The following is a 15,008-nucleotide window of genomic DNA, read 5'->3' on the forward strand; positions in this document are numbered from 1 at the left end:
CTGGATCAAGGTCGAATATCCTCAGCCAGTATCACGCGTGCTTCAGGGGAAAACTGTGTTATACGTGATTGCATTTATCATTTTGCTGGTCGTCGCGATCATCTTAAAAAAACGACAAGATCAAAAAAAAGCGTCGCATTCATCAAAGGTGCAAGCCCCTATAGCTCAAGGTCATGAACACGTTCATCACGCGCCGTTTGCAGTGGCTGAGAGTCTTGTTCCCGCCACGATTGACCCCAATATTCAGGATCGTATTGAACAGTTGATTGAGATTGGCCATCTTTCGGCTGCCGAGGCACTGATCAATCAGACGCTCAATCGTGATCCTTCACGTCATCATTTCTATTTTTACTTACTGGATTTGCATCTGCGTCAGCAGGATGAGCTTGGGGTGAAGCAGCTCCTTCAAAATCTTGAGCAGCGTCAGTTACACGAGGTGCTTGCAGAAGTTCAAGTGCGCTATCAAGCTGCACAAAAGAATCCTGCTCCAACGGAAACTCCATCTACCGACATAGTTACTCCGTCAAAGCAGACACCTATTCCAGATGTAGTCGTTGAGCATAAAGTCGATACGACGATTTCACCTACACAACAACACACCCCTGAGCCTCAGCCAATTCTGGAGGCCAATCAGGCGCTAGAATTCAAACTGAATACGCCTGTGCCACCAACGCCAGTTCAGGTCAATGTAGAACCTGCATCAGTGCCAAAAATATCAACGCCTGAAGCTGAGCAGCCTGCAAAACAAACACAACAGCAGACAGCGCCTGCTGCTGTAGAACTCACGAATACCGCCTCGACACTGAAACTGGCTCCAATGGATGACGCAGCCGCAACTGCTCAAGTATCATCGTCATCTTCTACCTCTCCCGCCTCTTCTACCCCTCAAGTGGTTTTTGCTGAGCTTGATGGAGCCGAAGCTGAAAGCGAAGCACTATCTACTGCGACCACAATAGCGACGCCAGTCACCATAAAGCCTCAAGATCCTTTGGTTAAGGCTTTTCCGGAACTGGCAGATATCGATGAAGTTCAACTCGATCTAGAGCTGGCTCAGCAATATATCGAGCTGGGTGCTTTTGAATCGGCCTGCATTTTACTCGAGAAAAATGATGCACGATTTAATCAAGAGCAGCGTGATCTTTCAAAAAAACTGTTAAATCGAATAGCATCTTCAAGTTGATCGCTCTAACATAAGCAGTCTGTCGGGACTGCTGGTTTGAACATGAATAAAATTGCCTTAATTTATATGGGTGGAACCTTTGGTTGTATTGGTGAACCGCTTGCACCAATGCCCTATGATGCCTTTCAACCCCAATTAGAACGCATTCTTCCACCACAATACGCAGTCGATTGTTTTAAAGCCCCTTCAATTAAAGATAGTAGCGCCTGCACTGCCGCAGACTGGCTGTTACTGGTACAACAGATTCAGGGACTGCAGCTTGAGGGCTATACACACTTTGTGGTGATTCACGGGACCGATACCATGAGTTACGCGTCTGCAACTTTGGCACGCTTTTTGGGACAAACCTGTCACGTGGTGATCACGGGTAGTCAGTATCCGCTACTTAACACTGCAGGCGACGATACACGTGAATTTACCGATGCGATCGAGAATTTATACTTAGCATTAGAGAGCGTTCAGCGTTTAGAAAGCGGTACCTATCAGGCCTTTCATCATCAAATTTTTCACGGTCAAACCGTTCTTAAAACCCATACAACTGAGCTGGATGCATTTTCCGGTGTCTCGGCCGATGCACCTTGTGATACGGTCACAAATGCGATGGCTGTAGATGCTGCCATGATTGCACGTGCCGATGAACTGGCCATTGTGAATCTGATGCATCAACCTGTGCGTCCAGCGCACTTGGCACAGCAACTTGAAAATATTGCACAGCGACCACCGCACTTTTTAATTTTACAAGGATTCGGAACCGGTAATATTGCGGTCAATGACGCCATTCTGGCGCAGTTTCAACAATTACGTGCGCAAGGCTGTCTGGTGGTGTTAACCACACAAGTCACCTTCGGCAAAATTGATCAGCGCTATGCCATTAGTGACTGGGTACATTGTGCAGGCATTGCCACCAATACCACGCATGGTCATGCCGATCTGTATGCCAAGCTGCTACAACTTTACTTACAGTATGATGATGCTGAAGATTGGTATCGACACTGGGATACCACCACAAAGGCTGAGGATTAATCATGCAACGTTTTGCTATCGGCATTGAATTTTGTGGAATGCATTATCGTGGCTGGCAAACCCAACAGGCCGGTGTACCCAGTCTTCAAGAAGCGCTTGAAACGGTACTGAGTAAAATTGCCAACGAGCCAATTCTATTGCATGGCGCAGGGCGAACCGATGCCGGCGTACATGCCACCAATATGGTGGCTCATTTTGATACGAATGCCATTCGACCTGAACAAGGTTGGTTAAGGGGAGCCAACAGCCAGTTACCCAAAGACATCTCGATCCAGTGGATCAAGGAGGTCGGTACAGACTTTCATGCACGCTTTAAAGCGCAGGCACGCCGCTACCGTTATGTGGTTTACAATACACCGAACCGTCCTGCGCTGTTACACAAACAAGTTACGCATGTGCATCAGCAGCTAGATGTCGAAAAAATGATGGTGGCGGCGCGTAAGTTTGAAGGCACGCATAACTTTGAGAGCTTCCGTGCAGCCGCTTGCCAGTCCAAGCAACCCGTTCGCCATTTGAGTCATTGCCGCTTGATCCGCCATGGCCGTTATTTGGTGTTAGATATTCAAGCCGATGGATTTTTACATCATATGGTGCGCAACATCATGGGCTGTTTACTCGAAATTGGTCAAGGCTGCTACGAGATCGACCATATCGATACCATGTTTGCCGCACAAGACCGTAAGGCAGCAGGTGTAACCGCACCAGCCGATGGACTGTATTTCATTCAGGCTTATTACCCTGAACAATTTGATTTACCAAATCCTCCATTAGGGCCCCACTGGCTCAACTTACCCGATGAAATGGCCGATCTTTAATCAAGCATCTTCTTGAGCTTAAAAAAAATGCATCCTTGGATGCATTTTTTATGGGTCGCTTAACGTTGTTTACGCTTACGGTACTCTACTGGTGTTTCGTTGGTCCAGCGTTTAAATGCACGATAAAAAGTACTCGGCTCAGAAAAGCCAGTCAGGTAGACAATCCGTTCAACGCTTTCGCCTGTATTGGCCAATAGCCGTTTGGCAAGTCTACAGCGGTAATCCGACAGAATTTGCTGAAAGCTGGTATTGGCTTCACTGAGCTGGGTTCTTAACCGCCGTGGGGTGATGCTAAGCTGCGCAGCCACTGTTTCTAGTGTGGTTTCACCGCTTTCTAAAGTTGAACCAATGGCACGGCGTACCTCGCCAACCAGATCATAACGTGCCAGTTCTTGTAGCTTCTCAATGGCAAGCTGCTCATGGAGCTGCAACAGTTCTGGTTCGGCTTGCCATAATGGATAGTTTAAAATATCGGCATCGAAGTAAAGTCGGGTTTCTTTCTGCCCCAAACTGACCGGACAGCCGTAAACTCGGAAGTACTCGTCTTCTGGCGCGCCTTCACTAAAATTAAAATCGATAAAAATCGGGTGAAAGGCACCTTCGGTAATAAATTTAAAAAATCGTAAAACGCCCGAAATTGCACATTCAGAAAAATGACGGTTGACGATTGAGTCGGCAAATTTTTGCTCGCCGTTGGTCAGATAGCAGCGCCCATCTTCAACCACCAGCTTGGCATGAAATACATCACTAATCAGACGCTGATAGGCTAAAGCGCGTTTGAGCCCCTCACCGAAGGTTTCACTGCTAATAAACAAGTGTTCAATGACTTGCCCACGGTACAGCGGCAAATGCTCGCCTAAGTGCAAACCGATATCTGGATCTTTACTGACTTCTTCTGCCGCAACCCAAAATGCGTACTGGGCACTGACTGGCGTTCTCGAATTGGCATCGACCTGATTCAGTGCCACACCCGCTTTTGTTAAAATTTCTTCGGTTGGCAATCCAGCACGACGAATCGCTTGATAGCCAAACCGTAATACAACCGATGCATCTGTTAGCTGACCCACGCGGCGCCCTTCCTTGTATGTTCTTCATTTATACTTAAAACTCTCAATTTAGATTAGCGTCGATTGACCAAAGTGACAACTCAATTCAGGTCATTTTTGTAGATTTTTTTTGTTTCAAATGACCTGTATTCCCAAGTGGAACGCCGATTAGATCACCGCCTATGGCTTGTTTTTTCGAAAAAAATTGCCTATAATTTGCGCCTTTCCAATTTGATCATCAGGTAGGCTATGGCCAATAAAGAGGAACTCATTGAGTTCGAAGGCGTTGTCACCGAAACGCTTCCTAATACGATGTTCCGTGTACGTTTAGAAAACGGTCACGAAGTAATTGCGCACATTTCTGGTAAAATGCGTAAGCACTATATCCGTATCTTGACGGGTGATAACGTTAAAGTTGAAATGACACCTTATGATTTAAGTAAAGGTCGTATCACGTACCGCGCACGTTAAACACGTTTAGCGAATGCACTAAAGCCACTCTCTACTGTCAGTGGCTTTTTTTATAACAGTTTTACTTTTAATCACTTAAAGCAGATGTTTTACAACCAATCGTTTTACATTCACGTAAGCGTTCACGAATCCAAGAGTTACGTTCTTGCGTTTTAGACAGCTGGCAGTTGGTATAAATGACGGTCCCGACGTCTGAATCACCAGAACAACTTTGATCTCGTTCTTTAATCCAAGCCAATTGAGAACGTTTTAAAATCGTTTTCTGCTGGGTATTTAATTTGTTACGCAGTAGTTGATAATTTTGATTTAATTCCCGATCTGCATTTACGTATACCTTATTGGCACAGTGAACTGCATCATAGCTATTGCGTGTATTGTCACAGTTGTCTGCGTACGATGTAGCTGATACCGCTAAAAATGCGGCAGCAGATAAAAGTTTTAAATTGAATTTCATAGTCAAAGCCTCATTCCTTTTTGTCATTTATTCTACGAGTACTGTACTTATAAAAAGTGATCTCAGCATCTTATCGACTTTTTTAAGACGCATTTTTTATTTAAGTTAGCACACTATTTTATTTTCATTGTACTCAAAAATAAAAAAAGTAGATGCCTTGATCAAGACATCTACTTTCAGATTTTATTTGAGCCTAATTATTTTAAGCTAAAGCAGCAACCACGGCCTGCCCCATCTCAACTGTACCCACTTTCTGCATACCTTCAGACATAATGTCGGCCGTACGTAAGCCTTGATCAAGCACTTGCCCTACGGCATCTTCAATGGCTTTTGCAGCAGCTTCTTCACGGAAAGTATAACGGAGCATCATAGCTACGGATAAAATCGTGGCCAATGGGTTCGCCACATTTTGCCCTGCGATATCCGGTGCAGAACCATGACATGGCTCATACATGCCTTTGCCCTGCTCATCTAGAGATGCAGATGGCAACATGCCGATTGAACCGGTCAACATGGCCGCCTCATCCGACAAAATATCACCAAACAAGTTACCGGTTACAATCACATCAAACTGCTTTGGTGCGCGTACCAGTTGCATTGCTGCATTGTCGACATACATATGGGACAACTGAATGTTTGGATACTGCGCTTGCTGAAGGTCGCTTACGGTTTGTTTCCAAAGCTCCGTTACCTCAAGCACATTGGCTTTGTCGACCGAGCACACTTTGCTACCACGCAGTGCAGCAAGCTCAAAAGCCACTTTTGCAATGCGCTTAATTTCAGATTCGCTGTAGACATCGGTGTTAAAGCCTTGCTTTTCGCCGTTTTCAAGTTCGCGAATACCGCGCGGCTGACCAAAGTAGATCCCGCCAGTTAATTCACGCACAATCAGGATATCTAACCCAGATACGATTTCAGGCTTTAAACTAGAGGCATCTGCAAGCTGCGGATACAAAATGGCAGGACGCAAATTAGCAAATAAATTCAGTTCACTACGGATTTTTAACAGACCACGTTCTGGACGGATAGAGCGTTCAATGCTATCCCACTTCGGTCCGCCTACCGCACCAAGTAAAATAGCATCTGCTTGTTTTGCTTGCTCGCTGGTTACGGCAGGATACGGTTCGCCATGCGCATCAATGGCGGCACCGCCAAGTAGACCATGCTCCCAGTTTAAACCAAGATTGAATTTTTGATTGACTGCGCTCAGCACTTGCTCGGCAGCCCCTACAATTTCAGGGCCAATACCGTCACCGGCTAAAATTAAAATTTGCTTCGACATGAACGTTTCCATTTCTAAATATCAGCCGATTGACTGATTGAACATTAAATTCGTTGTTCTATAAACTCACCCAACCCCGTGATGGCGTCAAAAGGACGACAAAAACGGCGGATTGGACGATTTTCTTGCTCAAGTTCAACACATAATGGCTCAGGCGCAGACACATTGAGTAAACTGCCGCCTGAGTGCTTGGAACGATCACGGTACATTTTAAAGGTATAGCGCTGATTGGCTTTAAACTGATGAATGACATGAAATGTTTCTGCCCGATCTCGAGAGATGGGATAAAAACGAATCACCAGCTCATACTGCTGCGGTGGCACAGACAAATACATCGAATTGACTGGACTAAATACTGAACCCTCAAGTCTGACAATACCTTGATGCAAGGCTTGTTCACTGACACGATGTTTTTGCGCATCGACAATGGGGGTCGTATTTAGACGCTCAAATTCACACAGTTGTGCGCCCGAACAATAAATCGTTGCGTTACTGTTCAGACCTGATTCGGCCTGTTTAATACGCAATGTATCAACCACATGATTGGTACTTTGACAACCTGCGATTAACGCCAAGGATACTGTCAGTACCACACTACGGCCAAATGTCCTGATCATTGTTGGAGCCCAACCCTATTTCGAGCAAAGTTTTCAGCAATTTATGCTCATGCATGTTAACAAGAGTTGGGCATCTACGCTATTGCTATCTTTAAAATCTCCCGTGTAGATCAAGCTTTTAGGTCTTGAAATACCCAAGGACGTGCAACTTTGGCTTGGCGTTCAAACTCATGAATCGCGTCTGCATTTTGTAGCGTTAAACCAATATCATCTAAGCCATTTAACAAACAGTGTTTGCGAAATGGATCGATGTCAAAAGCAAAAGCTTGACCGGATGGTGTTTTCACTTCTTGTGCAGCCAAATCAACCGTTAAGGTATAGCCTTCGTTTTCTGCGCACTCTTGAAATAATTGCTCTACAATTTCTTCAGACAAGATTACAGGTAACATACCGTTTTTAAAACAGTTATTAAAGAAAATATCGGCAAAACTTGGCGCAATCACGGTACGAAAACCATATTCGTTCAATGCCCACGGCGCGTGCTCACGGCTTGATCCACATCCGAAATTCTTACGCGCAATCAAGATATTGGCAGATTGATAACGTGGCTGATTCAATACGAAATCGGGATTAAGCGGACGTTTAGAATTATCTTGCCCCGGATAGCCTTCATCTAAATAGCGCAATTCATCAAATAAGTTGTCACCAAACCCTGTGCGTTTGATCGACTTCAAAAACTGTTTCGGGATAATTAAATCGGTATCCACATTGGCACGATCTAATGGTGCCACAATGCCTTGTTCAACGGTGTATGCTTTCATAATCAAAACCTTTTATGCTTAAACCTGACCACACTCTAAACGAGGCACAATCAACGTGTCTTGTTCAGCATCTTTAATCCATTCTAAAAAAGCAGAGTCATTATAAAATGTTTCCATGTAGGCTCGCATCGACGGTGTTAGGTTAACAGCGTATGCATTTAAGCGAATCACGACTGGAGCAAACATGGCATCTGCGATAGTAAACTTTCCAAACAACCAAGGTCCTTGTAACTGATATTGTTGACGTAGATCTGTCCATATTTGGTCGATACGAACTAGATCATGTTGAGCCGCATCGCTAAGTACTAATGCTCTTTGCTTTGCTCTAACGTTCATGGGCATTTCGTTGCGTAAAGCAACAAAACCACTGTGCATTTCTGCACTAATCGATCGAGCAATTGCTCTTGAATATTGATCTGAAGGCCATAGATGAGGAGCAATTTCTGCTAAGTACTCACAAATGGCCAATGAATCCCAAATTTTTACATCTACATCAACTAAAACAGGCACTTTACCTGAAGGACTGATAGCATAAATGCGAGACGTTGTATCGGGTTGATCAAAATCGATAATAACTTCTTTAAAATGGATTCCAGCATGTTTAGCTGCGAGCCAAGGCCTTAGCGACCAAGAAGAATAATTTTTTGTTCCCAAATACAAAGTCAAAGACATCAGAAATTTCTCACATCAACAAAGTGTCCCGCAATTGCAGCGGCAGCAGCCATGGCTGGACTGACCAAATGGGTTCGTCCACCATTGCCCTGACGCCCTTCAAAATTACGGTTTGAGGTCGAGGCACAATGTTCGCCTGGTTGCAATTTATCGGCATTCATCGCCAAGCACATTGAGCATCCCGGTTCACGCCACTCAAAACCAGCGTCAAGAAAAATTTGATCTAATCCTTCTTGCTCTGCTTGTTGCTTAACCAAACCAGAACCCGGTACCACCATCGCTTGTTTAATGCTGTTCGCCACTTTACGGCCTTTGACCACTTCGGCTGCTGCACGGATATCTTCAATCCGTGAATTGGTGCATGATCCAATAAATACACGATCCAACTGAATATCAGCCAACGCCTGACCGGCATTTAAGCCCATATACTGGTAAGCACGTGTCCAGTCATTGCGTTGTACATCGTCTTTGGCCTGTTCTAAGGTTGGCACCGCTTGAGACACTGGAATCACCATTTCGGGTGAGGTTCCCCAAGAAACTTGTGGCTCAATTTCTGCACCGTTCAAAACCACTACTTCATCAAATACTGCATCGTCATCTGAATGTAAGGTATTCCAGTACGCAACAGCCTGATCCCACTGCTCACCTTTTGGTGCATAGTGGCGCGACTGGACATACTCGATGGTTTTATCATCGACAGCAACCATACCCACACGAGCACCTGCTTCAATGGCCATGTTACACACGGTCATACGGCCTTCGATCGACATATCACGGAACACCTGCCCACCAAACTCGATGGCATAACCTGTTCCACCTGCTGTACCAATTTGACCGATAATTGCCAAAACTACATCTTTAGGCGTTACACCTTTACCTAAAGTGCCATCCACGCGAACCAACATGTTCTTTGATTTTTTCTGAACCAAACACTGCGTCGCAAGCACGTGTTCCACTTCAGAGGTACCAATTCCATGTGCCAAGCAACCAAATGCCCCATGCGTTGCCGTATGCGAATCACCGCACACGACGGTCATACCCGGTAAAGTCAAACCTTGCTCTGGCCCCACCACATGCACAATGCCCTGACGGACATCATTGATCCCGAACTCAACGATATTAAAGGTTTTACAGTTATCGTCTAAGGTTTGAACCTGAATGCGTGATGTCTCATCTTCAATTCCGGCAATGCCTTGTTCACGTTCTTTTTTTGAAGTTGGTACGTTGTGGTCTGGTGTTGCAACGTTTGCATTGAGACGCCATGGCTGACGACCTGCAAGTTGAAGACCTTCAAATGCCTGCGGACTGGTGACTTCATGCAATAAATGACGATCGATGTAAATCAAGCATGATCCGTCGTCTCGCTGTGAAACCAAGTGGTCATTCCACAATTTGTCATATAATGTCTTGCCTGCCATGTCGTCGTGCTCCATTGGACTGGGTATATGGTCTCTATTTAGTAATTATAGCGCTGCTTTTACATAAATCTAATTTATCATTTTTATAAATTAACAAACTTTTTAGAATATATAAAATGTGCAATTCAGGTCTAATCATCTCACAGTTTACAGCATCGGATTTAATAATAATTCTCATTCATACATTCCATTTCACAATCCGATGTACGCTTTTTATACTGAATACTTCTTCAAGATATTTAGTGCAAGGTAATGGTTATGACGACTCTAACTCGTTTTGTACATCACAATCAGCGTATGCTCAAAAAGACTTTAAGCTATTACATTATGCATATTACGGTGGCTATGCTGGTGGCGTACGTGGTGACCGGAAACCTCTGGGTTGCCTTAACTTTAAGTATGCTTGAGCCGACTGTACAGGCGTTTGCCTTTTTTATTCACGAAAAAGTATGGGCAGTAAAAGAACAGCCTGCTCAGCAAGATTCTGGCGCAGGCTATTAATGATTGCGCATTGGGGAATTTGACTACTACAATAGCCTGACGCTGTGATTTTTTTAACACGGCATGATTATGGGAAATTTAAGGTCATTGTATGAATCTTGCTGCATTTGAAGCCTTTGTGAAAGTGATGGAAACCGGCTCTATTTCGCTCGCAGCGGATCAACTCTTTATCACCCAGCCCGCAGTGACCAAGCGCATTCATAGTCTTGAAGATTATTTTGGCGTGAAACTATTTGAATCTGCCGGACGCGGCATTCAAGCCACCCATGCAGCACATTCGCTGTTGCCCAAAGTCAAAAACTGGCTCAATGAGCTAGGCGAAATTCATCATACCCTAAGCCATGAACACGATCAGGTACAGGGACGGCTCAAAATCGGTACCAGTCATCATATCGGGTTGCATCATCTTCCCGATCCACTGCGTCATTATGTGCAACGCTTTCCAGATGTCACCTTAGATGTGCATTTTGTCGATTCAGAACAGGCACATGAAAAAGTGCTTGCAGGTGATCTCGAGTTGGCTTTTCTTACCCTGCCTCCAGAAGGCGATGAGCGTCTTACTTATTTGACGGTCTGGAACGATCCACTGGTTTTTGTAGTGGCACCGTTTCATCCATTGGCTCAGCGTAAGCAGATTCAGCTACAAGATTTACTCGAATACCCAAGTCTACTGCCTGCAGCACAGACTTATACCACTCAGATTACCTTGCACGCATTCGAAAAATATGGTCTTAGACCTAAAATCACCATGAGCAATAATCCGCTTGAGTCGATTCGTATGTTGGTTTCGATTGGCTTGGGCTGGTCGGTTCTGCCGCAAACGTTGCTGAATCGGGATCTTTGTCAACTCGCAGTGAATGTGGAGCTAAAACGTCAACTTGGAATTGTCTGGCATCCTGCCCGTACTCAGTCCAAAGCAGCACAGGCTTTAATTAAACTGACGCAGCAGTCCACCACAGCTTAAGCCATCCTCTTTAGCGTTTTTCATCAAATCGTTACCTAAATATAATATAACTCGTTCAAGATTGGAGTAAGTTGATCATTAAGCATCCGTGACGTGGCTGTATAACGATAACACCTCAACCCTTCACGGTATTTCACACAATAAATACCTTAAATATGGAGTTGAAGCATGCTAAATGATGTTTTCAGAGTACCAAATTCCGAACACTTATCTTCTGCTTCAAATGCTCATACGCCATCGCCTTCTGGATTCCTTCAAGCTTCAAAACAGATCTTGCGCACTCCACGCCTCAATCAAGACAATGCCGATACGTTACGCCAGCAAATCCGTGACTATTTTTTGAATACTTTTGAAACCTATGAATCTTTGTTTGAATGTTTAGATGGTGATGAAGCATTTTATAAAAAACCGATTTCGCTTCGGCACCCTCTGATTTTTTATTTTGGCCATACTGCAACCTTCTTTATTAATAAATTACTGTTGGTTCACTTAATTGAAGAACGGCTCAACCCGCGCTTTGAAGCACTTTTCGCAGTCGGTGTCGATGAAATGAGTTGGGATGATCTCAACGATCAGCACTACGACTGGCCAACACCTCACGAGGTCAAAAGCTATCGTGATCAGGTCAAACAAACAGTACTTCATATCATCGATACAGCCCCGCTTAACCCGCCCATCAACTGGAATCATCCGTGGTGGGCCATTTTAATGGGCATTGAACATGAGCGTATTCATTTGGAAACGTCATCGGTGTTAATCCGACAGCATGATCTTGAATATGTTCGTGCGCATCCGGCTTGGAAAGCTTCTGATTTTTCCACCACAGCACCTGAAAACACATGGATTGATGTCGCATCTGGACAGGTTAAACTCGGCATTAATCAAGCGCATCCATTTTATGGCTGGGACAACGAGTTTGGTCAGCATGAGGCGCAGGTCGAGGCGTTTCAAGCGTCGAAATATTTGGTTAGCAACCAGGAATTTTTGGCTTTTGTTGATGCCGATGGCTATTCAAGCCTTGATTACTGGGAACAAGAAGGCCAAGGTTGGCTGTCGTTTTCTGAAGCCAAATATCCGACATTTTGGGTTAAACAACACCAGACTTGGTATTTAAGACTCATGACCGAGATTGTGCCAATGCGTTGGGATTGGCCTGTCGAGGTCAATTATCATGAAGCCAAAGCATTTTGTAACTGGAAAAAACAGCAGACTGGCCAGAATATTCGCTTGCCCACCGAGGACGAATGGTACCGTATATACGATATCAGCGGATTAAACGAGATTGATCATCAGCGTGCCGATGGCAATATCCATTTGGATTATGGTGCGTCGTCGTGTCCGGTTCATGTGTTTCAGCAAGGCGATTTCTTCGATGTTCGAGGCAATGTCTGGCAATGGACCGAAACGCCAACCTATCCGTTTAATGGCTTTGATGTACACCCCATTTATGATGACTTTACCACGCCTACATTTGACGGGCGCCATAATTTGATTAAGGGCGGTTCGTGGATTTCTTGTGGCAATGAAAGTCTTTATTCATCGCGGTATGCCTTTAGACGGCATTTTTTTCAACATGCAGGGTTTCGTTACGTTGCATCTGACCATGAGGTAAGCAGTGTGAGCTCTCAATACGAGACCGATCAATTACTTTCGCAGTATGCCGAGTTCCATTTTGGATCGGATTATTTTGAGGTTCCTAATTTTTCTAAGGCACTGGCCGAGCTGGCGCTTCAGACACTGGGCGAGCGTCCCAAAGTTAAGGCTTTAGATATCGGTTGCGCCGTCGGGCGTGCCAGCTTTGAATTGGCACGTGTGTTTGAGCATGTCACCGGAATTGATTTTTCAGCACGGTTTATTCAGCACAGCGTACAGTTGACCAAAGGTGAAACCTTGCGTTATACGCTCGCCACCGAAGGTGAATTGGTACAATACAAGGCCTGTTCATTGCATCAATTAGGCCTAGAAGAAACCAAAGACAAAGTTGAATTTTATCAAGGTGATGCTTGCAATTTAAAAGCCAATTTCACTGGTTACGATTTTATTTTTGCTGCCAATTTGATTGACCGACTGTATCGTCCACGTCAGTTTCTTAGTCAGATTCATGAGCGTCTGAATATGGGTGGTGTATTGATGATTGCCTCCCCTTATACGTGGCTTGAAGAGCACACGCCGCGTGAAGAATGGATTGGTGGCTTTAAAAAAGATGGTGAAAGTTTTGGAACTTTAGATGGTTTACATGCCATTTTGGATCAGCACTTTCAACTGATTGCAGCACCGCAAGAGGTGCCGTTTGTGATTCGTGAAACTCAGCACAAGTTTCAGCACAGTTTATCGGAAGTGACGTTTTGGCAACGCGTAAAATAAACAATACCCCACAAAAACTGAATCAAATAAAAACAGGCAGTCGATGACTGCCTGTTTTTATTGAGAACATTGAAATATCGATTAAATCGACCAGTCTTGAATCTGCCAATTTTGCGCTTTGGCCAATTTTTCCAGGCGATCATCCGGATTGACTGCAATCGCATGCGTAGCATATTCCAGTAAGAAGCGATCGTTAATCGAATCTGAATAGGCCCAAGATTCTTCTACATTTCGTCCAGCCAGCCACTGCTCTAGGCGTACCAGCTTGCCTTGCTGGTAACATGGCGTACCTGCAACTTTACCGGTATATTTCCCCTGCTGCACTTCCGCCGTGGTGGCAATAATTTCGGTAATGCCAAAGGCACGAAAAATCGGTGCGGTAATAAAATCGCTGGTTGCGGTAATGCCTACAATTTCATGGCCTAAATCTTGATGCTTTTGAATCGCATCAAAACCTTTTGGGCGCATTTGCGGACGAATCACCTTTTGCATAAAGAGCGCATGCAGCTCCGTTAATACCTCAGGCGTATTTTGGGTTAAAAACTCAAATACAAATTCGTTGTAGGCAATTGGGTCGAGCTGGCCTGCTTTGTAATCTTCATAAAATTTGTCGTTCATTTGGCGATGATGTACTGGATCGACCAAGCCTTCATTGACGAGAAATTCACCCCAAGAATGGTCTGAATCTGTATTAAGTAAGGTGTGATCAAGATCAAACAAAGCCAATTTCATGAAAATACTCGTTAAAACTGAAATTTAAGAAAAAAAATGTAAATCTATCTCCGCTAGTCGATAGAAATTCGTTAAGATCATAGCAATTTTAATGCATTTTACTTTGATCTTACGCGCTGGGCATATAAGAGTGACGGCCCCCGATTTCAAAGTCAACGATATTGATAAATTTTAGGTAGCCAAATGATCGACTCAGAAGGTTTCCGACCCAACGTCGGGATCATTTTGGCAAATGATAACGGACAAGTTTTATGGGCAAAACGCATTGGTCACAATGCTTGGCAATTTCCACAAGGAGGGATCCATTTTGGAGAAACCCCCGAGCAGGCACTTTATCGTGAACTGAGAGAAGAAGTCGGCTTATTGCCCGAACACGTCCAGATTATTGCGCAGACCAAAGGATGGCTGCGTTATCGTTTGCCACACCGGTACATCCGACCAGATTCTGATCCGGTATGTATTGGACAGAAACAAAAATGGTTTTTATTAAAACTCACCGCGTCTACGCGAAACATTCAGCTAGACCTCTCAGACCCACCCGAATTTGATGAGTGGCAATGGGTAAGTTACTGGTACCCTCTAGGTCAGGTGGTCAATTTTAAGCGCGATGTGTACCGAAAAGCGATGATGGAACTCTGCATGTTAATGCCAGAACAACAATCGCCCGAAAAATCATCACATTAGCAAATGATTTTTTTGGCGAGTGCT

General features: G+C 44.5%; 16 protein-coding genes. 8 read left to right on the forward strand and 8 right to left on the reverse strand.

Annotated elements, in window-relative coordinates:
* Positions 1-55: 55 nt before the first annotated feature.
* The 3 genes from fimV to truA are packed head-to-tail and all read left to right on the forward strand — an operon-like array spanning position 56 to position 3,018.
* On the forward strand, positions 56-1,180 hold the full coding sequence (gene fimV / locus Aso01_RS08130; protein ID WP_004932716.1) for a T4P machinery localization factor FimV: 1,125 nt from the start codon (positions 56-58) through the stop codon (positions 1,178-1,180).
* A gap of 42 nt (positions 1,181-1,222) precedes the next feature.
* Positions 1,223-2,203: an asparaginase gene (locus Aso01_RS08135; RefSeq protein ID WP_004932713.1), complete on the forward strand. Its 981-nt coding sequence runs from the start codon at positions 1,223-1,225 to the stop codon at positions 2,201-2,203.
* A 2-nt stretch (positions 2,204-2,205) separates the two neighbouring features.
* Positions 2,206-3,018 carry a tRNA pseudouridine(38-40) synthase TruA gene (truA, locus tag Aso01_RS08140; RefSeq protein WP_004932711.1) on the forward strand — a complete coding sequence of 271 codons (813 nt, stop codon included), beginning with the start codon at positions 2,206-2,208 and terminating at the stop codon, positions 3,016-3,018.
* Positions 3,019-3,077: 59 nt separating this feature from the next.
* Here truA and Aso01_RS08145 read toward each other — a convergent pair whose 3' ends face one another.
* Positions 3,078-4,085 carry an AraC family transcriptional regulator gene (locus Aso01_RS08145; RefSeq protein WP_004932709.1) on the reverse strand — a complete coding sequence of 336 codons (1,008 nt, stop codon included), beginning with the start codon at positions 4,083-4,085 and terminating at the stop codon, positions 3,078-3,080.
* Between the two features lie 228 nt (positions 4,086-4,313).
* On the opposite strand from Aso01_RS08145, the gene infA reads away from it, so the two are divergent.
* Positions 4,314-4,535, forward strand: a complete 222-nt coding sequence (gene infA / locus Aso01_RS08150) for a translation initiation factor IF-1 (RefSeq protein ID WP_004920223.1) — start codon at positions 4,314-4,316, stop codon at positions 4,533-4,535.
* A gap of 67 nt (positions 4,536-4,602) precedes the next feature.
* Here the strand turns inward: infA and Aso01_RS08155 are convergent, their stop codons facing one another.
* The 6 genes from Aso01_RS08155 to leuC all read right to left on the reverse strand — a co-directional run bounded on the left by Aso01_RS08155 (position 4,603) and on the right by leuC (position 9,739).
* Positions 4,603-4,989, reverse strand: coding sequence for a lysozyme inhibitor LprI family protein (locus tag Aso01_RS08155; protein WP_004932706.1), 387 nt, complete (start codon positions 4,987-4,989; stop codon positions 4,603-4,605).
* A 202-nt stretch (positions 4,990-5,191) separates the two neighbouring features.
* Positions 5,192-6,271: a 3-isopropylmalate dehydrogenase gene (gene leuB, locus Aso01_RS08160; protein ID WP_004932704.1), complete on the reverse strand. Its 1,080-nt coding sequence runs from the start codon at positions 6,269-6,271 to the stop codon at positions 5,192-5,194.
* A gap of 44 nt (positions 6,272-6,315) precedes the next feature.
* Entirely contained in the window at positions 6,316-6,888 is a 573-nt protein-coding gene (locus tag Aso01_RS08165) for a hypothetical protein (RefSeq protein ID WP_004932701.1), read from the reverse strand.
* A gap of 110 nt (positions 6,889-6,998) precedes the next feature.
* Complete coding sequence (gene leuD / locus Aso01_RS08170) at positions 6,999-7,649, reverse strand: 3-isopropylmalate dehydratase small subunit (RefSeq protein ID WP_004932698.1); 651 nt, start codon at positions 7,647-7,649, stop codon at positions 6,999-7,001.
* Positions 7,650-7,667: 18 nt separating this feature from the next.
* Entirely contained in the window at positions 7,668-8,321 is a 654-nt protein-coding gene (locus Aso01_RS08175; protein ID WP_004932696.1) for a glutathione S-transferase family protein, read from the reverse strand.
* Positions 8,321-9,739, reverse strand: a complete 1,419-nt coding sequence (gene leuC / locus Aso01_RS08180) for a 3-isopropylmalate dehydratase large subunit (protein ID WP_004932694.1) — start codon at positions 9,737-9,739, stop codon at positions 8,321-8,323. Before leuC ends, Aso01_RS08175 begins: the two co-directional genes overlap by 1 nt.
* A 258-nt stretch (positions 9,740-9,997) precedes the next feature.
* On the opposite strand from leuC, the gene Aso01_RS08185 reads away from it, so the two are divergent.
* From Aso01_RS08185 to ovoA, 3 genes are all read left to right on the forward strand, one after another.
* Positions 9,998-10,240: a DUF2061 domain-containing protein gene (locus Aso01_RS08185; RefSeq protein ID WP_004932691.1), complete on the forward strand. Its 243-nt coding sequence runs from the start codon at positions 9,998-10,000 to the stop codon at positions 10,238-10,240.
* A 91-nt stretch (positions 10,241-10,331) separates the two neighbouring features.
* Positions 10,332-11,204, forward strand: coding sequence for a LysR family transcriptional regulator (locus tag Aso01_RS08190; RefSeq protein WP_004932688.1), 873 nt, complete (start codon positions 10,332-10,334; stop codon positions 11,202-11,204).
* 168 nt (positions 11,205-11,372) lie between these two features.
* Entirely contained in the window at positions 11,373-13,568 is a 2,196-nt protein-coding gene (gene ovoA / locus Aso01_RS08195; RefSeq protein WP_004932687.1) for a 5-histidylcysteine sulfoxide synthase, read from the forward strand.
* 81 nt (positions 13,569-13,649) lie between these two features.
* Here ovoA and Aso01_RS08200 read toward each other — a convergent pair whose 3' ends face one another.
* A complete protein-coding gene (locus Aso01_RS08200; RefSeq protein ID WP_004932684.1) occupies positions 13,650-14,300 on the reverse strand; it encodes an HAD family hydrolase in 651 nt (216 codons plus the stop codon).
* Between the two features lie 183 nt (positions 14,301-14,483).
* Here Aso01_RS08200 and Aso01_RS08205 point away from each other — a divergent pair, with 183 nt between their 5' ends.
* Positions 14,484-14,984, forward strand: a complete 501-nt coding sequence (locus tag Aso01_RS08205) for an RNA pyrophosphohydrolase (protein ID WP_004932680.1) — start codon at positions 14,484-14,486, stop codon at positions 14,982-14,984.
* The last annotated feature ends 24 nt before the right edge of the window (positions 14,985-15,008 follow it).

The organism is Acinetobacter soli (assembly GCF_000760595.1).
GTDB classification, from domain to species: domain Bacteria; phylum Pseudomonadota; class Gammaproteobacteria; order Pseudomonadales; family Moraxellaceae; genus Acinetobacter; species Acinetobacter soli.